Below are 20,595 nucleotides of genomic sequence, written 5' to 3'. Positions count from 1 at the left end.
AAAATATGGAATATGAAATATATAAATAAGATACTTAGTCTGTTTGTCATCGCACTGATAGCTACCTCTTGCGATCCTGATGCAGAAAGTTATACTCCGGGTGAACTGGAAGACGGTAATCAAGGCATCTGCTTTGTGGGCAATTACACCCAAACAGTGGAAGTTGAGCCGGGAATAACCTCTTTTGATTTAACTTTGACACGCTCCTTGACAGATGCTGCCGGTACGGTTGATGTTACTGTGATAAATAATGAAGAGAATATATTTGTATGCCCTTCCACTGTATCATTTGCTGCTGGAGAGAAAACAGCCAAGTTGACAGTTGAAACACCGTCAGCTGCCGAGGGTATCACTTATAATCTACAACTGGCTTTGAGTGGTAATGATGTCAGCAACTATTCTTCCGGATACCATGAAATATCAGTAAATTTTGCTATCTTGAAGTGGGAATCTATCGGTACCGGATACTATTTGGACGGTACAGTTGCTAATTTCTTTGGCGTAGATCCGTCTGTTCCGATGGCTGTGGAAATTGAAAAAACTACAACTGCTACCAGTACACGTTTCCGTTTTGACAGTCCGTTTGCCAAAGTTGCGACTGCACAAGATGAGGTTGGCGGTTTCAACGGTTATCCCTTTAATGAAGAGGCTGATGTAGTTCCAGGTGAATATACTTTCGTAATTGATGTGACTAAAGAAGGTGCTTCTTTGAAACCGGTTCAATATGGTATGGATTGGGGATATGGTATGTTCAGCGGTGGTTCTGTATATGGCAACCTATCTACTAATATAAATTCTTATCCTTTGGGAGTTTATAATGAAAAGGCCGGTAGTATTACCTTCCCAGCCAATTCGTTGTACGTAAGTATGGCTGACTATCAAGACGGTGGTGCATATCCTTGTACCAACCCGTCTTATCTCTACTTGAGTGCGGAAGCATACCTTAACTCTTTGGAGACAGAGTAATTTGAAAATTAAAAAAATTACATAAGAAAAGCCGGTTCACACAAAGGGCCGGCTTTTTACTTTAAATATTGATTCGTAGAGATTGAATCGTTAATTTACAGTTTTTCTTTATCCTCTGCCAACAAAAAGTTTCGCAGTGAAATCTGTTTAATTCCTTTGTAATTTCCCCCGCTTTGCATTTCATCCATTGTTACCACATATTTGGGGTAATTGTCTGCTATTTCCAAAAGATTGCCAAATTCTCGCCTAACAGTTGCATCATCGGGAAGCATATACGCTACTTGAATATAGATTTTATGGTCGTCTTTGGAAGCAATGAAATCAATTTCTTTATTACCACTCTTTCCGACATATACTTCATATCCATATCTTAACAAATCAATGCATACTACATTTTCCATTAACTTGTTGATGTCTTTTCGAAAATCGAAATGCTGTATGGAATTATGCAATCCTAAATCTTCAAAATAATATTTCTCACCAATCTCAAAGATTTTCATCCCTTGGATTTCAGCTCGTTGAATTTTGTAAATAAAGAAACTATTGCACAGTGCCTTTAGATAGTTCAGAATTGTCTGCGTAGGAATGTTGACGTGTTGCGACTTTAAATATTTACTAATATTCTGGGCAGAAAAAAGAGAACCGGTATTATCTATCAGATAAGCTACGAGATTTTCCAAAAAAGAGACATTCCGGATTGATTCACGTGCAACCACATCTTTTAGTAGGATAGTAGAATAAACGTTTCTCAAATACTCGAATATGACATTCTTGTCCATTGTTAGATTATGAATGTAGGGCATACCTCCGAATGTAAGATAGAGTTTTAGACTTTCGGTGGAGTCTTGGCATTGATTGAAAGTTAAGAATTCCCCATAGCTAAGTGAATGAATGGGAAATTCTATATATCTTCCTGCCAATTGAGTAGCAAGTTCACTGGACAGCATTTTAGCATTACTTCCGGTGCAATAGATATCGCATTTATTTTCATTCAATAAACTCCGCAGACACAATTGGAATTCTTCAATCTCTTGGATTTCATCTACAAAGAGATAGTTATGATTATGCCCAGTAACCTTCCTTAAAACATATTGATAAAGATCCATGTAGTTCCTAATTTCCGTGAAGGAAAGTTGCTCTTTATCTACAAAAATAATATTGGCTTCCGGTATGTTTTTCTTTATGATATCTGATATCTGTAAAAGAATGTAGCTTTTACCTATCCTACGTTGGCCGGTTATTACTTTTATTATACTTTTATCAATAAACGGTTCAATTCTCTTTATGTATAAAGGACGGGAGATATAATTTTTCATATTCAAACATGATTTAGTTTATATACAAAGATATAAAATATTTCAATTATAATTGAATCTTGCCGTATATATTATATATTCATCAATTATAAATAGCATATGTAAAGCAAATATTTCTCAACAAAAAAATATTTTGGAACTTTCATGGATAAAATTTATCTTTCAAGATAAATTCCTCTATATAATCTATCGTTATTCTTGAATAAAAAACATTTATTGGGTTAATTAGTACATCACCAATTAAAAGAGTAGAATGAAATGTTACAATAACGCGCTCATTATCAGCTTTTAATTATTCAAAACGGTATGAAATGGGTACTTCGAGCCACTTACCTCCCTTTGCCATATACCTTTATAGATAATATACAATAGAATAAACTCTGTTCTATAGCAAACGTAAACAATTGTTTTTTAGCAATATACACTTATTGTAGTTCCGCGAAAACTCTGGTAATTTCGTACATTGGTATGAAGACTCAAGAAGTGGTAATCAGACCGAGCGTAAAAGTGGTAATGAAGCCTGATACAGAGATACTTGATGAAGTAACAGTAGTGGCTTATGGCACTAAACGCAAACAAGATTTAGTGGGTTCTATCAGTAGTGTAAAGAATGAGATTATCAGTAATTCACAAGCTACATCAGTGTCAAATGCACTCGAAGGAGCTGTGGCTGGTTTGCAGGTTGTAAGTTCTTCTGGTCAGCCGGGAAAGGATGCCAACATCGTATTGCGCGGTATCGGTTCTATTTCGGCCAGCAACAATGCGCTAATTGTAGTAGATGGTGTACCCTTCAATGGTAAGTTGTCGGACATCAACCCTACGGATATTGCTTCGGTAAACGTGTCGAAGGACGCCGTTTCCAACTCTTTGTATGGTTCCCGTGCAGCTGGTGGTGTGGTTATGATTACTACCAAGACCGGACGCAAAGACAAGGTGGCCATCAACTTTAACGGTACCTGGGGTGTGACACAGCGTGCATACAAGGACTATGACATGGCTACCGATCCGGGAGAGTTCTACCGTTTATCTTGGTATGGCCTTCGTAATACCTATTGGGCAGCCGGAAACTCCATTGAAGACTCTAATTTAGCAGCCAGTCAGGATTTGCTGGGCGAACTGGGTAATTACAATGCTTACATCATCCCGCAAGGAGAGTATCTGGTAACACCCGATGGGAAACTTAACCCCAATGCACGTCTGCGTTATAATGATTCGTTTGCCGATGCCTTGTTTGACAACGCTTTCCGTCAAGAGTACAATGTATCTGCATCAGGTGGTAACGACCGCACAGATTACTATGTATCTATGGGCTTTCTGGACAATGACTCTTACGTGTTAGGCTCTTCCTATGAGCGTTTTACGGCTCGCGCTAACGTAAACTCCCAGCTGAAATCTTGGCTGAAAGTAGGAACCAATGTAGGATATTCCAAAGCTACCCAGAACGGTGTGCAAGAGAATGCCGGAGCAGCCTCCAATCCTTTTGACGTGGCACGCTCTTGGGCTCCTATCTTCCCGGTTCATGCCTATGATGCAGAAGGTAACATGAAATATTATGAAGACGGAAGTCCTATGTATGATGCCGGAAACGGTGAAACAGACGGCACATCTAAACGTCCTACGGCTACTAACCAGAATGTGATAGCCAATATGAAAGAGGATATTCGTGAAACTGTATACAATAACCTGACCTCACGCTCATATCTGGAAATTTCATTCTTGAAGAATTTCAAGTTTACAGCAAACTACAGTTATGATTTCACGAACAGCAGCCAGACAGTATTCTACACTCCGCTCATCGGTGACGGACAGTCTTTCGGTGGTCGTGGTACAAAAGGGAGCTACAACACTACAACTACCAACTTCAACCAGATTCTGGCTTACAGCAATGTATTTGGCGATAACCACCACTTGTCGGCCAAGATAGGTCACGAGTACTATAAGTATGAATATCAGTATTTGGCAGGACAGAAAACCAACTTCTTTAATCCGAACAATCCGGAATTGGACAACGGTGGACAAATGCAATACATCAACAGCTACACGGCAAACCATAACATCGAGGGATATTTCGGTATGGCAGACTACGACTATAGCAACAAATATTATCTTTCTGCAGCCTTCCGTCGCGACGGTACTTCCCGTTTCTTAGACCGCTGGGGTAATTTCTGGTCGGTAGGTGCCGCTTGGCGTATTTCCAACGAAGCATTCATGGAGGGAACGGGGTCTTGGTTAAACGATTTGAAATTGCGTGCATCTTATGGTACTCAGGGTAATGAAAGTATTCTTTCAGATTATAACTATGCCTATGTGTACACACCTTACCAAGACCAGTACACTGTTACTTGGAATGGTTCAGAGTTGGGCTATTCACCGGAATTCTACGGTAATCCGGACTTGACTTGGGAAAAGCAGAAGACTTTTGACGTGGGTGTAGATTTCCGTCTGTTCGACAGAGTATACGGTTCATTCGAATATTTCTATCGTCGTACGGACGATATGCTCTTCAAGCGTCCTGTGGCTTACTCTACAGCCGGACGTCCGTATAACTGGGAAAACCTGGGTGCGATGAAAAACACCGGTATAGAGTTTGAAGTGAATGTGGATATCTTCAATCAGCCCGACCTGAAGTGGACGGTATCGCTCGTGGGTTCTCATTACAAGAACCGCATTGTGACGCTGCCCGAAGAAAACCGTGAAAATGGTATCACTTCCGGTCCGTTCAACCTGCGCGAAGGCAAGAGCCGCTTTGAATATTATACTTATATGTATGCCGGCATGGACGAAAAAGGAAATGCCATGTGGTACATGGACGAGACAAATGAACAAGGGGAAGTGATAGGCCGTACCACGACCACTACTTATGCAGATGCAACCCGTTGCTTCATCGGCAAATCTGCATTGCCCGATTTCAACGGTGGTTTGAGCACTACTTTCTCTTACAAGGGCATTGACCTTTCTATAGCAACGGCTTTCCAGATTGGTGGCTATGCTTATGACTACTCTTATCTGTCTGGTATGAGTTCTTCATTCTACGTAGGTCATAACAAGGATATGTGGAAGACGTTTAACCCGGAGACAGGCACAGGTTCACTTCCTATTTGGAATGCTAACAATGCTTCCAATTCTTTCACCCAACAGTCAGACCTCAACCTGATAAAGGCCAGCTACTTCAGCATCCGTAACATCACTTTGGGTTACACATTGCCAAAAAATCTGATGCAGAAATTCGGTGTCGAGAAACTGCGTATTTATGCTACGGCAGATAATCTTGCCTTGTGGTCCAAGCGTCAGGGATTCGACCCTCGCGTAGCAATGTCTGGTTCTGATAAAGAATATGGAGGCTATTCTCCGATGCGTGTGATTTCCGGAGGTATCAACCTTACATTCTAAACTAAAAAATAAAATTGTATATGAAAATTATGAAATATATGATGCAGGCACTCCTTGTCGGAGGTCTGCTTACATCCTGCGTTGAAGACGCTGATGTTACCGCTTATTTGACTGAAGACCAACTGGGTAATGTGGCTCAGGAAGATCCTGACAAGGCTTTTTCTGCTGCTGTAGCAGGCATGTATTCTGATATGCAGCAGTTTGTTGACACCGATATGAGTCACAACTATTTCGGTCAGAAGAGCTTTGATTACTTGACATCACTGATGGGCAACGACATGATTATGACCGGACGTTTTGCCATGAGTCTGTATCATTATTTGCTGGATTACTGGCAACAGAACTATACTCCGACCAACAACCGGTGGAAAGAATACTATCGTGTCATAGCCAATGCCAATAACATTCTTAAGCTGATTGACCCCAGCAGTGAAGATCCTGCCAATTTAAAATATCGTGCCATCGCCCTTGGTTTCCGGGGCTATGCCTACTTGCAGTTGAGTTATCTATATCAGCATTCCTACTATACCGGTGCAGATGGAACAAAATGGGGGCGTGGAGAAAAATATGATTTCTCGCAATCCCCGTGTGTACCGCTTATTACAGAGGATACAGAAGGCGACCAACCGCGTGCTACTGTAGCTCAAATTTATGAACAAATCAAGAGCGACCTTACTACTGCTTTCGACTTGTTCAAGGGTTTGAATATGACGCGCACTTCCTCACCCACTGATATGGATGGCTGCGTAGTAGCCATGCATTTGGCTCGCGCAAACATGGTTATCCATGAATGGGATGAAGCGATAAAGTATGCGCAAGTGGTGATTGATAATTTCCCTATATTGCAAAGTGAAGACCAGATACTGCAAGGATTCAGCAACATCAGTTTGCCGGATGTAGTATTCGGCAGCGATATTACAGCAGATAATAGTACGACTTATATGTCTTTCTTCTCGCAGATGGATACTTATGGCGATGGATATGCCGGCATCGGCGTATGGCGTGCTGCCTTTAAGCCGTTAGTAGATCGTATCGCGGATACTGATATTCGTCTGCAATGGTTCTGCTGCGACCGTTCTACAGGTGTAACAGATGCATCTGGTAAGCGTGTGACATTGATCCGTGATACTAAGTATCCGGTTTCTGTGGAATATCAGACTGTGAAATTTATCGGTACGGGCCGTGATAACATTAAGGCCGGTGTGTTCAGCGGATGGGAATTGGGAGATTATATTTACCTGCGTTCGGAAGAGGCTTACATGATAAAGATGGAAGCCTTGGCTCACAAGGGCTCTGCTGATGCGATAACTGAACTGAATAGCTTCATGAAGACCCGTCAGCCTGACTATAATTACACCTTTACAAACAAGGCCGACTTGATAGAGGAAATCATTTATCAGAAACGTGTAGAATTCTGGGGCGAAGGCTTGGAATACATCGATAATCGTCGTTTGAACATTCCTGTAGACCGTACGGACGAAACTTGGGGTGCAGAAAACAATAATCATTTCTCTGCCGGTAAGTTCCGTTATAATCAGGAAGAACGCCCGTTCCTTTATCAATTACCTCTCTCGGAAATAGAGAACAATTCTCAGCTTTCTCCGACCGATCAGAATTAACACCTCAAAGGACATGTCATAAAAAATCGGTAAAAGTAGTTTGCCTTTACCGATTTTTCTATATGAATCAACAAAAGAATGATACGGAAGTACTCTCTCTTTCATTTAAGTGCTCCTTCATTTTTCTGTCAAAAGAATTATCTGCGCAGACTAACTAGTTGCATTACCCAAACAATAATAATGTGACAACTATGATGATGATTCATCCGGTTGAATAGACCGGAATTTCATAATAAAGTGTTTTTAAGAAGCCACTCATTGTGAAATGAGCGGCTTCTCTTTCTTTAATCCTGCAAAAGACTTTAAGGGAAGTATTATTTAAGGTTACATATCTTCCAAAGAAAGTCCTTTATAGGAAACAGAGCAGTTTTTCCATTCTTTATTGATAGTGAGAAAATATTCTCCTTTCTTCTTCAACATCCCCCAATCTATCCGTTCCGGATTACGTTTAATCTCTACGAATTCTATGGTTCGCTCAAATTCATTAACAGCAATTAAATCTATCTCATTCTCTCCCTTTCTATCCCAAAATCCTCCGATGTCTGTATATCTTCCGGCCTCTATGTACATCTCTTTGAAATAACGCTCCAACATCAATCCTGAAAATGTAGGGAAATCCCGTTCTATAATATTACGCAGATAGGCTAAGTTTCCGGCCTCTATCAAATTCTGATACTTGTAAATAAATCGAAACCAAAAAGATAGAAAATTGTCTTCAATAATGTATCTGACTTGTTTGGAGGATGGACGAGCAAAAATAGGTTTACGCTGACTGATTACAGAGAAATCTTTCTCCATACGTGAGAGATAACCGCCTATTTCTACTCCGTTCAATGCTGTTTCTATATCTCCACGAGATGTCAGTCCGCGAGAAATACATTCTAATATAGAAAAATAAACGGTATATTCTTTACCAAACTCTTCTATCAAAAGATTCTTTCCTTCAGTCAAAAACAAAGAGTTCTCTTCCGTCATGAAATGAATCATTTTTGTACGGGTAAAAGCCTTATTTTTCATGAACAAATCAATATACCAAGCTACCCCCCCTGTAAAGGTATATAGCGCCAAAAGGTCATCGGGAGTGTAACCTGGGTGAAAATCTGCCAATATTTGCTTTATGACAGAGACCCTGAATGGTTGTAAACGTATAATTTTTCCCGCACGGCTGAAAAGTGGCTCTTTATTATTCTCAAAAATTTTATGCATCAATGAGTAAATAGAGCCGCTTATAAGTAAATTCATTCGGCTACTGTCTTTATGCAAATCCCATACTTTCTGAATCTCTCCAAACACAGAAGGATTTATTCTATCCAATTCTTGAAATTCATCAATAATAAGATTGAAGGGCCGTTCTTTTGAAAGTAACATTAAATGTTGGAATAGCTTTCCTATGGAAGAATATTCTCCTATAGGAAAATTCAACTTCATTTCTGCCTCTTCTATAAAGTCACGGCATAGAAGATTCTCTGCCTTGCGTAAGATGAAAAAATACAATGTCGGCTTTCCATCCGTTGACTTCAATAAGAGTGAGGTCTTACCGATACGCCTTCTTCCTACCAAAACCGTCATTTGCGATTCTTCTTGAGACTGTTCTGCTATATTCTTTAAAATAGCCAATTCTTTTTCTCTATTATAGAATTTCATAATACACCTTTTATTTTATATCAACTCTTTCGTTATCGTAATGTACATTACCGTAATGCACATTACGATAACGCAAATATAATGATAATGGTATTATAATACAAATAAGAGACAATATTTGTATAGCATGAATTTCCCTTTGAACTTTTACACAAGAAACTATGGTTCCTTTAGAAACGATCTCATAAGTTCATTAGTTTTATACAAGGAATACAGAATATTTCTATGTGAAATAGGAATAAACTAATGTTTATCTCTATTCGAAATGAGAATGGTATTTTATAATTTTAAATAGTATTTACATGAAATACAACATTCTTATGGATGTGATAGACAATATAAGTAAATATTCAACGAAAAATGTTCAAATGATAGATATTGACATAATCATTCATTCTTTTAAAAAAAAGAAATCCTAATTTTATAGCCACAATATATTAATGCAGGGACAAACAGCTATTAATCAAAACATTACAGCTATTAATGGTATCACATAAGTAGAGCATTATTTATTGTGGACGTATATAGAATAACTGTGGAAAGAGTATTCCCTGTTTTAGCGTTTTGGAGCTTATTATATATTACTTATTATCAACAAAATACAGTTATTGTAGTTCCGCGAAAACTTTGGTGATTTCGTATATTGGTATGCAGACGCAGGAAGTGGCGATTAAGCCGAGTGTAAAGGTGACAATGAGAAGCAATGCAGAAGCTTTGGATGAGGTTGTGGTAGTGGCATACGGTACTGCTAAAAAAGAATCGTTGACCGGTTCTATCTCGGTGGTTGACAATAAGAAAATAGAGAAGCGCATCACAACCAGCGTAACCGGTGCACTTGAAGGTGCCGCACCGGGTGTACAAGTGAACAATACATATGGTGAACCCGGTTCTGCCCCCAGCATCCGTATCCGTGGTTTTGGTACATTGGTTTCAGGTGCTTCAGATCCTCTGTATGTAGTGGACGGAGTCCCTTTCGATGGAAACATGGCCGAACTAAACTCTAATGATATTGAAAGCATGTCCATCTTGAAAGATGCTGCTTCGGCTGCATTATACGGTAACCGTGCTGCCAACGGTGTTGTCATCATTACAACCAAGAGCGGACGAAACACTCATAAACCGAGTATTACGCTGCAAATGAATCAAGGTATGTATAACAGAGGTATTCCCGAGTACGACCGTCTGGATGCAGACCGCTGGATGGAAGCTACCTGGATGGCCAAGAAGAATGCCATGATGAGCAATGCCGGCATGTCGGCAAGCGATGCTGCCGCATATGCCACGGGACACGTGGTTAGTGAATCTATCGGTCGTAATATCTACAATGCCGCTGGTGATAAGTTGTTTGACAATAACGGAAAACTGATTGCCACTCGCCTGGCTGGCTATGACGACTTGGACTGGCAGAATGCCATCGAACGCACGGGACACCGTCAGGAATACAATCTTTCCGCCGCCACTTCGGGAGAGAAATACAACGTGTATTCTTCCATAGGCTACTTGAATGAGAAAGGATATGTAAAAGCCACAGGTTACGAACGTTTCTCCGGGCGTATCAACACTACTTATACACCTAACAAGTGGTTCAAGGGTGGCGTGAACTTGACTGGCTCGTGGACCAAGCGTGACTATAACAGTAATGCCAGTGGCAACTATTACGCCAATCCGTTCTACATTACTCGTTATATGGCTCCGGTCTATCCGTTGTTTATGCACAATGCCGACGGTACATACCAACTGGATGCCGATGGTAACAAAATTTATGACACCACTTCATCTTATCTGAGTAACCGCAACATCGCTTACGAAATGTTGTATAATAAGCAGGAAAGTGTGCGCAACGTATTGGGCGGACAAGCTTTTGCCACCATCTCGTTGCCGTATGGACTTTCATTAACTGTAAAAGGTGACCTGAACAACAGCACTTCGAACAATAAGAAATATGACAATCCCGAAATTGGAGACGGTGCTACGAATGGCGGTCGTTTGACAAGTTATGCCTACCAATACAAGACTGTAACCTTGCAGGAAATTCTGAGCTGGAACTATCAATTTAATCAGGTACACAACGTGGAAACTATGGTGGCTCACGAGAACTATAGTTGGGAGCGCAAGTACACTTCCGGAATGAACACCGGTATGGCTGTAGACGGAAACCTTACTATGGGTAATTTCCTTAACAACTCTTATTTTTCCGGAAGTGATGATGAGGACAAGACGGAGTCTTATCTGGCACGCGTAAAGTATAATTATGACAACCGTTATTTCGTAGAAGGTTCGTTCCGTCGTGATGGTTCCTCACGCTTCCACAAGGACAATCGCTGGGGTAACTTCTATTCTGTTGGTGCCAGCTGGAACATGAAACAAGAAGCTTTCTTGCAAGATGTAGATTGGGTGGATGCCTTGAAGTTGCGCGCGTCCTATGGTGAAGTCGGTAACAATATGGGCGTAAGCCTTTATGGTCACATGGCTCTTTATACCATTGACAAGAACGGTGGTGAAGCCGCTTTGGTAAAACAATCACTTTCAGCACCGGACATCAAGTGGGAAACTACACAGACGGTGGATGTTGCCGTAGAGGGGCGTCTGTTCAACCGTCTGAACTTCCAAATAGGCTATTTCGACAAACGTTCCAAAGACCTGCTGTTTGAGGTACGCCTACCGCTTTCTGCCGGTTCTTATCCTTGGGTCGATGATACTGCCCCGATGAACCTGACGCAATACAAGAATATCGGTACCGTGTCCAACCGTGGCTGGGAAATCTCTTTGAATGCCGATGTCATCAACAACAATGACTGGAAATGGAACATCGGCGCAGACGCTACTTTCCTGAAGAATAAAATCGTGAAACTGCCCGATGGAAAGGACATCTTGCATGGTATGCAAAACTACTCCGAAGGACACTCCATCTACGAATGGTACACTTACCACTTCGAAGGTGTGGACCAGATGACCGGTACTTCTCTCTATACACTGGATCCGGACAAGAAAGCCGCCGCCCAAGAAGCCGGTGCATTGACTACCATCAACGGTACGGACTATGCTACCGCGACTTCATACGCCAAACGTGACTGGGCCGGCAGCGCACTTCCTACGGTTTACGGTTCTATCAGCTCAGCTCTTTCTTGGAAAAACTGGGATTTGAACATGCTGTTTACTTATTCTTTAGGCGGTAAAACATACGATGGTAGCTATGCCAGCTTGATGGGTGTGTCTGAATCCGGTGCTGCCGGCAGCGCTTACCACAAGGACATCCTGAATTCTTGGAAAGAAGTTCCTGCGGGAATGACAGAAACTTCTGCCAATCGCATTGATCCGAATGGAACTCCGCGCACCGACTTTTACAAATCGTCCGACCTGAATGCCACCAGTGACCGTTGGCTGACAAGCTCTTCTTACTTCGTATTCAAGAACCTGAATCTCTCCTACAGCTTGCCCAAGCGTTGGCTAAAAAGTGTAGGTATAGAAGGCCTTTCGCTGACTGCCGGTGTAGAGAACCTTTTTACATTGACTTCACGCAAAGGATTGAATCCGCAGTATTCCTTCAACGGAGGTTCGGACGATACGTATGTGACAGCCCGTGTTTATAACTTCGGACTGACTGTGAAATTCTAAAGGTATAACCATATAATTTGTATTAGAAATGAAAAAGATTATCAATAAATTGTTCGCAGGAAGCCTATTGGCAGGTATGATGCTGGTGTCTTCTTGCGCCGGTGACTATCTGGATACAGCACCTACTGACTCAACCGGAGCAACCGATGCCGTAGGTACCACGGCCAATGCCATGAAGGCATTGAACGGTATCGCCAAAATCATGACAACACAACACTCCTATTTTGGAGGTGGATTTGCTGGTGAGAACAACATAATGATTCAGTACGAAAGCTACCCGAGTGAAAATTACAATTACAATTATTACGCATCCGGATGGTCTCCTATCTTCAATCAAGAGTTCCACACACGTACTAACTCCATTTACGATGCTTACGCATGGTATTACTATTATACCATAGCAGGTAATGCCAACACCATTCTTGCCAATATAGACAATGCCGAAGGTACGGAAGCGGAAAGGAATTTTGTCAAGGCATCTGCACTGACTTTTCGTGCATACGCTTTCGAAAAACTGGTACACTATTATTGCTGGCGCTGGCAAGATTCCAACAATGGCGCTTCGCAGGGGATAGTACTTCGTTTGGACGAATCTACCGGTGGACAAGGTTATGCCACATTAGCTGAAACGTATGCACAGATTTATAAAGATTTGGACGAAGCCATCATGCTGTTTGAGCAAAGCGGTATGGACCGTAATGCCTCACAAGTATGGATGCCGAACATCAATGTGGCACATGCCATCTACGCCCGTGCCGCTCTTACCAAGCAAGATTATACCAAAGCATTGACTGAAGCTAAGCTGGCTCGCCAGAACTACCCACTCATGAGCAATGCAGAATATCATGCAGGGTTCTGTAATCCAACCAGTGAATGGATTTTCGGAAGCTTTGGTAGTGCACAAGAGAATAACTGGTATTGGAGTTATGGTACTCAGTATGCATGCAACGGATATTATGCCAATGCGGCAGGGGCGGCAAACGGTGCAGGCTCTATCGGTCGTGAACTGATTAATCGCATTCCCAACGACGATGCTCGTAAGGCACTGTTCCTAACCGAAGACAAATTCCCCGGCTATAACTTCAATGACGGTTCAGCCATGGATTTAGGCTACGGCATTCTTGGAATGGGAGATGATGAGAAAAAAGCAGATGCTCTTTGGGAAGAAGCAGCTGCCTATTGCCAGAAAATGGCGGTCAGTGGCCTGGAAGCTCCTTATCAGGCTGGTTATATGTATCTGGGGGGACAACTGAAGTTTTATGTATTCGACACTCCGGGCGTCAGCTACCTGCCTTTCATCCGTTCATCGGAAATGGTATTGGTAGAGGCAGAGGCTAATTATTTCTTGAATGACGAGACTGCTGCTCGTGCCGCACTGGTAGAACTGAATGCCACTTCCGGACGTAATCCTGAATACACTTGCGACAAGAGTGGCGAAGCTCTTTGGAATGAAATTATGGACTATCGCGAATTGGAACTCTGGGGTGAAGGTTTTGCATGGAGCGACTACAAGAGATGGAACCGCGACATAGTCCGTCACAGTTTTGCCGAAGGTGGTAATGCTCACATTTCCGTTGCAAAAACCATTCCTGCCTCCGGTGTCAACAAATGGACATGGGATGTACCTTTGAATGAAACTGATTACAACGATGAGTTGAATCTTGGAGGAAAATAATTCTACCGGAATTATTCTATAAATAAAGTGTTTTTTGAGAGAGGGGATGCTATAAAGCATTCCCTCTGTTATTAGAGGAGAACAATAAAAGCGTTTCCACACTATTCTCAGGATATTTGCCTGCCATTTGGTATTCATCAATGATCACTAGAGGGGAGGGCTATCTATATAGCGCAAGTGGGAAAGGCAAGTACTTTGCTCCACCTCAATTCGTAAAACGTACTTTGGTAAACAGATATTTCATCAAGAAGAAAATAAGGATAGATGATATGTGAGAAATGTGGAGTTCTCAAAAGAGTCCTGTACTTCTCATACCTGCGGAACAATCAACTTTTAAAAAACAATAACTATCAATTATCCATAATCTTATAAAAATGTCGTATGTTTGCAATTAGATAAATGCATGAATATGGATTCTAAAAAACAGCTCTACATCATTAGTGGTTGTAATGGTGCTGGTAAGACTACGGCATCTTACACTGTGCTACCGGATGTTCTGGAATGCAAGGAGTTTGTTAATGCAGATGAAATAGCTCGTGGATTATCTCCTTTCAATCCCGAAAGTATGGCTATTGAAGCCGGACGGTTGATGTTACAAAGGATTAATGAATTGCTGAGAAATCAACAAAACTTTTCTATAGAAACCACACTTGCCACAAGAACTTACACCCGCCTTGTCCATCGTGCGCAAGAGCAAGGATATAAAGTCAATTTAATATATTTCTGGTTGAGTTCGCCCGACTTGGCTATTCAGCGTGTAGCCCAACGTGTACGTAATGGTGGGCACGACATTCCCAAAGAGGTTGTGATTCGGCGTTATCAAGCAGGTATCAATAACTTTTTCAATATTTATATGCCCTGTGTGGACTATTGGCTATTGGCAGATAATAGCGAGACACCCCGTATTATTGTTGCTGAAGGCGGACGGGGGATGGAGATGCATATACATCATATTGAACGATTTAATAAAATACAAAGTTATGTCAGAGAATGAAAGAAAAGAACTGAGCGAAAAGTTACATTTCGGTTTGGCATTAGCCGAACGCCGTATGCTTGAAGAAAAAGCATTGCGCAATGAATGCATTATACAAGGCTTGCCCAATGGAGAAATTAAAAGTGTACCTGCACGTATCATGCTGCGTAAACTTTATGGAGAAGAACTGAAACAATAGGAGTATCCTTTCTTCAATAAGCAGCAAACCTGGATTGCCCGCACGATATGAGAGCTAGAGTGGGTCACAAAAGCATATTCTGCATTTCCTGATTATGATAAAAATATCTCCACCCAAGCGACGTAATTTCATGTAGACTATATTTTCTCATAATAGGTATTCCTCATCAGAAAAATATAATCCCAAACAAGAAACCAAAAACATTGTTTACTACATAAATCTTTGGGGAATTAAAGAACTAAACCTTGACTGAACAATCGTTTTTCCATCCGAAAAGGGCAGGTTTACATTTTTGACATACTTCCAATAGTAGTTTTTCGCAGTTACAGAGTTCTTTACTTCAATTACTTTTGTATTTGGAATAAACAAACGGATATCTCCATTTAAAATAAGGACAATTGCATAGTGTTCTATGCATAAAATGGATAAATGGGTAAGATGGTATCTATGTAACCTTTATAATTTCAATAATATTTTATATAATGCTTTACGTTTTCATGGATGTAACAAACAATACAAGTAAATAATTGACAAAAAACAACTAAACGATAGATGTTGACATAAGCATTCATTCTTAAAAAAAAAGAAATCCTAACGTTATGATTATAACATATTAGTACAGAATCAGACTATTATAAATCAGCACATTACTATTACAAATAGTATCATATAAGTAGATTGTCATGTATAGTGAACATGTATAGAGTATCTCCCAAAGGGGAACACTTCCTTTTGAAACTTTCTTGAATTATTGTACCTCCTTTATTACCAACAAGATACACATATTGTAGTTCCGCGAAAACTCTGGTGATTTCGTTTGTTGGTATGCAAACCCAAGAAGTAACGATTAAACCTCATGTAAAGGTAATTTTGAAATCCGATTCTGAGCTGCTTGAAGAGGTTGTGGTTACCGGTTACGGTACATTTAAAAAAGCATCATTTACTGGAGCTGCTTCTACTGTAAACACTTCCACCTTGGAAGATGTACCTGTTCTTTCTGTTGCCGACAAACTTTCTGGTAATGTCGCTGGTGTTACTTTTGGCTCAAGTTCAAGTAATCCGGGTTCTGTAAGCAGTATCCGTGTACGTGGTATGGGTTCCATCAATGCCGGAAACAATCCGCTTTATGTTATTGACGGAACACCGGTCACAAGTGGAGACTTATCCGAGTTCACTTATAGTGATGCAGGAACTGATATTTTGTCTTCACTCAATACCAATGACATCGAGTCTATCACAGTTATCAAAGATGCGGCGGCTGCCTCTCTTTACGGCTCGCGTGCTGCTAACGGTGTTGTGGTCATTACGACGAAAAGCGGAAAACAAGGCAAAACAAATGTAAGTTTCCGTTCCGACTGGGGTTTCTCAAACATGGCAATAGATTATCGTCCTATGCTCGACGGTGACTCGCGCCGCGAACTCTTATGGACCGGTCTCAAGAATTACGGGTTATACACCGGAAACATGTCCGATGCAGATGCCGCAACTTTTGCAGACCAGAACATCGAGGACTTTGCTTCAAAACCCTCGACCGGATGGACGGATTGGAAAGACCTGCTTTTCCGTAACGGTTCTCATCAGAACTACCAGCTGAGCGTATCTGGTGGCAATGACCGTACCAAGTTCTACACCTCAGTAGCTTATACCAATCAGGAAGGTATCATTTACAAACAAGGTCTGGAACGTTTCACTGGTAATGCAAACCTCACTCATAAGTTTGGAGACTTTGAGGTTCAAGTTACAAGCCAATTCTCAAAAGTAAGACAAAACAAAACCAATGAAGCGACCTCCTATGATGGGCCTGTGGCCAATTACGCATTCTTCCAGAGCCCCTCATCAACCCCTTATAATGAAGACGGCACATTAAACAATGGTTGCGGCGTATTTGGAGTCAATCCTTTGTATGAAAGAGAACACAGCTCCGACGTTTATACCCTGATGAAGGCATTCAATACAATCAAGTTGACCTATAATATTTGGGACAAGTTGAATTTAAGTGAAAAGATTGCTTATGATTACGCACAAGGAACCAATGACGTTCTTTGGGACAGACACTCAAACAATGGTGCCCCCGGTGGTGTCATGCAGCGTATCGTCAATCGTAATGACCAGCTGAATACACAAACCCAGCTCTCTTACATCAACTCTTTCGGTCTGCACAATATTGACGCCCTGCTTGGTTTTGAAACACAAGATACGGAATATGCTTTCAACTACATGGCAGGCCAAGACTATCCGGGTGATTTGTACGAATTGACAAATGCCGGTTCAACAAGTGCCGAAACCAACAGACAGAGCTATCGCATGACTTCGTTCCTCGGACGTGCCAATTATAACTACGCAGACAGATATTATCTCGGTCTCAGCTATCGTACCGACGGAAGTTCACGTCTGGCAAGAGAAAACCGTTGGGGAAGTTTCTGGTCGGTTTCCGGAGCATGGAGATTCATAGACGAAAGTTTCCTGAATCCTGTCAAGAGTGTATTGACAGATGGAAAGCTCCGTGTGTCATACGGTGTAAACGGAACGCAACCATCAGACTATTACGCTTATATGAATCTTTATAAATACGGAATCATATACAATGGACAGTCAGGAATGTCAATCGTCGGAATTGCAAACCCGGACCTGAAATGGGAAAAGAACAAAACATGGAATATCGGTCTCGACCTTTCATTCATCGACCGTATCTCTGTAACATTCGACTACTATCAGCGTAAAACCAGCGACCTTATATATGACCTCCCCGTATCACAAGTCGGCGGATATTATGATGGCAATTATGGGTATACCACCCCGCAAAACATCGGTTCACTGAAGAACTCCGGTTTTGAGTTGACCATTACATCAACCAATTTCAGAAACAAGGATTTCACGTGGACCACTTCTCTGAACATGGCACACAACAGCAACAAACTGACTAAATTGGATGGCCAGCAGAATGAAATCGTATCAGGACCGCTGATTCACCGTGTAGGCGAACCTTACTATTCATACTATGTTTATGAATACGCCGGAGTCGACGCTGAGACCGGTAAAGAAATGTTCTATCTGAATGACGGAACAGAGAACGCCCGCAAGACTACTACAAATATCTCTGAAGCCAACAAAACTATTGTAGGCAAGCATCAGGCTAGTATAGAAGGCGGTCTTACCAACAACCTCAAATGGAAGTTTATCGACTTGGGCTTCACTTTCACTTATTCATTGGGTGGTGATGCTTTTGACTACTCCACTTGGCAGCACTCCAATGGCGGTTCATATCTATACGGTGGTGCCGTACCGACATACTATGACATCTCAAAGATGTGGACGGGCCCGGGCGACACGAATGCCACATTGCCTAAATTTGAATATGGAAGCGCAGCTTCACTGTCTTCACGCTGGCTGATGCCTACTGATTATCTACGTCTGAAGAACCTCACATTAGGTGTAAGCATTCCGCAAAACTATATCAGCAAGCTTGGGCTCAGCAAAGCCAGAATCTACTTCTCTGGTTCCAACCTGCTTACATGGAAGTCTAAAGACTTATTTGTAGATCCGGAAATGCGTGTAGACGGACTATGCACATTTGAGACTCCGGCATTGAGAACATATACATTCGGAATAGAATTGAATTTCTAACTAATAAAGATACGAAAATGAAAATATTAAAGACATTATACACAGCAACGCTTTGCGCAGCTATGGCAGTCAGCACTTCATCATGCCTCAACAGTTGGCTGGATCAGTCACCCGCAGACGGAATAGATGCTGAAACCGCAATCAAGAACAGCGATGATTTGGCCAATGTGCGGACGGGACTTTATGCTGCCGTTAAAGGTAACAGTAGCCTGATTAATTATTATGGACGCCTCATGTTCGTATACGGTGACATGAGAGGGGAAGATATCCAATATGAATATAACGGTGGAAGTGGAAGAGCAAACTTCTACTATTATATGGAATATACAACTGCCGACAATTTCACCACCTCAACAGCCGTATGGCAGATGCCTTATGTAGTCATAGCACGCGCCAACCGTCTGATTCAGGCAGCAGAAAGTGGCAACCTGACCGACGCGGCAGAGGCAAAAGCCACTATTGACCAATATGATGCAGAAGCAAAAGTTCTGCGCGCCATGGCACTGTTTGACCTTACACGTATCTACGGTAAACCTTATACGGTAGATCAAGGCAGCTCACTCGGTGTGCCCATCGCTACCTCCCCGCTGGAATCGACAGAAAAGCCAAGCCGCAGCACGGTAGCCCAATGTTATGAGGCTATTGAAAAGGATTTGACAGATGCAATCAACTCAAATGCACTGCCCAAAACTAATGAAGTGGGTTATGTCAACCTTTGGGCTGCCAAAGCCTTGCAGGTACGTGTATATATGACAAAAGGCGAATGGAGCAAGGCTTTATCCGTAGCTGAAGACATCATATCAAACTCGTCTTACAAACTTTGGGAACCGTCAGAATATGTTGCTGCATGGAGCAAAAGTGATGCCAATCATTCAAAAGAAATCATGTTCGAGATTTCCATCAACAACAATACTGACTGGACAGACCGTGAAGGTATTGCCTACTTATATGCAGACAAGGCTGGCGCTTCTCCCGGATATGGAGATGTAATTGTCACAAAAGACTTCTCTGACATGCTTACATCCGACCCGGCAGACATCCGTAACGACATATTATTGGCAGCGGCAGCAGGAGGATTTGACAAACGTAAAGTTTACATCAACAAAATGCCTGCTGTAAACGGAGATGTACGTTACTCCAATGTCCCATTGCTGCGTTTGTCAGAGGTTTACTTGTCAGCAGCAGAAGCAGCTTTCCAAGCCGGAGACAAGAACAAGGCTGCCAACTTGCTGAACGATATCATCTCCAACCGCACAACGGATGAAAGCAAACAAGTAACCAGCGGAAACATCACATTAGACCGCATATACATCGAACGCCGCAAGGAACTTGTAGGTGAAGGACAGCGCTACTTCGATGTTATGCGCCGAGGTGAAACCGTTACACGCTACACGGACGTTAATGACAGAGGATGGCACGACGTACTGAGCGAAGAAGCGCGTACATTCAACCGCGACTCCAAGAAAGCGCTCCCGTTGATTCCCGTCGGTGAAATCAATGCCAATCCGAACATAGAACAAAATCCAGGCTATTAATCAATAGTAGCCTAAAGAAACTTGGGAATTCTCCCAATG

11 protein-coding genes are annotated in these 20,595 nt (G+C 41.9%); 9 read left to right on the top strand and 2 right to left on the bottom strand.

The features are described from left to right. Window positions 1–12 precede the first annotated feature (12 nt). Window positions 13–966 carry a hypothetical protein gene (locus DW039_RS12165; protein WP_005824271.1) on the top strand — a complete coding sequence of 318 codons (954 nt, stop codon included), beginning with the start codon at window positions 13–15 and terminating at the stop codon, window positions 964–966. A gap of 95 nt (window positions 967–1,061) precedes the next feature. Here DW039_RS12165 and DW039_RS12160 read toward each other — a convergent pair whose 3' ends face one another. Beyond that, window positions 1,062–2,282: an ATP-binding protein gene (locus DW039_RS12160; RefSeq protein WP_117681231.1), complete on the bottom strand. Its 1,221-nt coding sequence runs from the start codon at window positions 2,280–2,282 to the stop codon at window positions 1,062–1,064. A 447-nt stretch (window positions 2,283–2,729) separates the two neighbouring features. Between DW039_RS12160 and DW039_RS12155 the strand changes: the two genes are divergently transcribed. Together DW039_RS12155 and DW039_RS12150 are read left to right on the top strand one after the other, a co-directional pair. Next, window positions 2,730–5,672: a SusC/RagA family TonB-linked outer membrane protein gene (locus DW039_RS12155; protein WP_080782336.1), complete on the top strand. Its 2,943-nt coding sequence runs from the start codon at window positions 2,730–2,732 to the stop codon at window positions 5,670–5,672. Window positions 5,673–5,692: 20 nt separating this feature from the next. Further along, on the top strand, window positions 5,693–7,291 hold the full coding sequence (locus tag DW039_RS12150) for a RagB/SusD family nutrient uptake outer membrane protein (RefSeq protein WP_057282126.1): 1,599 nt from the start codon (window positions 5,693–5,695) through the stop codon (window positions 7,289–7,291). Window positions 7,292–7,615: 324 nt separating this feature from the next. Here the strand turns inward: DW039_RS12150 and DW039_RS12145 are convergent, their stop codons facing one another. Then, window positions 7,616–8,935: an ATP-binding protein gene (locus DW039_RS12145; protein WP_005835055.1), complete on the bottom strand. Its 1,320-nt coding sequence runs from the start codon at window positions 8,933–8,935 to the stop codon at window positions 7,616–7,618. A 627-nt stretch (window positions 8,936–9,562) separates the two neighbouring features. Here DW039_RS12145 and DW039_RS12140 point away from each other — a divergent pair. From DW039_RS12140 to DW039_RS12115, 6 genes are all read left to right on the top strand, one after another. After that, window positions 9,563–12,550 carry a SusC/RagA family TonB-linked outer membrane protein gene (locus DW039_RS12140; RefSeq protein ID WP_256373165.1) on the top strand — a complete coding sequence of 996 codons (2,988 nt, stop codon included), beginning with the start codon at window positions 9,563–9,565 and terminating at the stop codon, window positions 12,548–12,550. Window positions 12,551–12,578: 28 nt separating this feature from the next. After that, window positions 12,579–14,225, top strand: a complete 1,647-nt coding sequence (locus tag DW039_RS12135) for a RagB/SusD family nutrient uptake outer membrane protein (protein WP_120381984.1) — start codon at window positions 12,579–12,581, stop codon at window positions 14,223–14,225. Window positions 14,226–14,634: 409 nt separating this feature from the next. Next, complete coding sequence (locus tag DW039_RS12130) at window positions 14,635–15,219, top strand: zeta toxin family protein (RefSeq protein WP_034523328.1); 585 nt, start codon at window positions 14,635–14,637, stop codon at window positions 15,217–15,219. Further along, window positions 15,206–15,397 (top strand): hypothetical protein, encoded by a 192-nt coding sequence (locus tag DW039_RS12125; RefSeq protein ID WP_005835040.1) that lies wholly within the window; start codon window positions 15,206–15,208, stop codon window positions 15,395–15,397. Before DW039_RS12130 ends, DW039_RS12125 begins: the two co-directional genes overlap by 14 nt. A gap of 804 nt (window positions 15,398–16,201) precedes the next feature. Continuing rightward, window positions 16,202–19,021, top strand: coding sequence for a SusC/RagA family TonB-linked outer membrane protein (locus tag DW039_RS12120; RefSeq protein ID WP_254882603.1), 2,820 nt, complete (start codon window positions 16,202–16,204; stop codon window positions 19,019–19,021). Between the two features lie 17 nt (window positions 19,022–19,038). Then, window positions 19,039–20,556: a RagB/SusD family nutrient uptake outer membrane protein gene (locus DW039_RS12115; protein ID WP_005828430.1), complete on the top strand. Its 1,518-nt coding sequence runs from the start codon at window positions 19,039–19,041 to the stop codon at window positions 20,554–20,556. The last annotated feature ends 39 nt before the right edge of the window (window positions 20,557–20,595 follow it).

The sequence above is a fragment of the Bacteroides sp. AF39-16AC genome, assembly GCF_003602735.1.
Classification (GTDB): Bacteria; Bacteroidota; Bacteroidia; order Bacteroidales; family Bacteroidaceae; genus Bacteroides; species Bacteroides uniformis.
Note: the sequence above shows the minus strand (reverse complement) of the source record. Positions and strands in the feature narration are given on the sequence as shown.

Excerpts from the sequence above, each read along its gene's own strand:
- DW039_RS12160 (WP_117681231.1), bottom strand. The coding sequence starts at position 2,282 with ATGAAAAATTATATCTCCCGTCCTTTATACATAAAGAGAATTGAACCG.
- DW039_RS12150 (WP_057282126.1), top strand. The coding sequence starts at position 5,693 with ATGAAAATTATGAAATATATGATGCAGGCACTCCTTGTCGGAGGTCTG.
- DW039_RS12135 (WP_120381984.1), top strand. The coding sequence starts at position 12,579 with ATGAAAAAGATTATCAATAAATTGTTCGCAGGAAGCCTATTGGCAGGT.
- DW039_RS12125 (WP_005835040.1), top strand. The coding sequence starts at position 15,206 with ATGTCAGAGAATGAAAGAAAAGAACTGAGCGAAAAGTTACATTTCGGT.
- DW039_RS12130 (WP_034523328.1), top strand. The coding sequence starts at position 14,635 with ATGGATTCTAAAAAACAGCTCTACATCATTAGTGGTTGTAATGGTGCT.
- DW039_RS12115 (WP_005828430.1), top strand. The coding sequence starts at position 19,039 with ATGAAAATATTAAAGACATTATACACAGCAACGCTTTGCGCAGCTATG.
- DW039_RS12165 (WP_005824271.1), top strand. The coding sequence starts at position 13 with ATGAAATATATAAATAAGATACTTAGTCTGTTTGTCATCGCACTGATA.
- DW039_RS12145 (WP_005835055.1), bottom strand. The coding sequence starts at position 8,935 with ATGAAATTCTATAATAGAGAAAAAGAATTGGCTATTTTAAAGAATATA.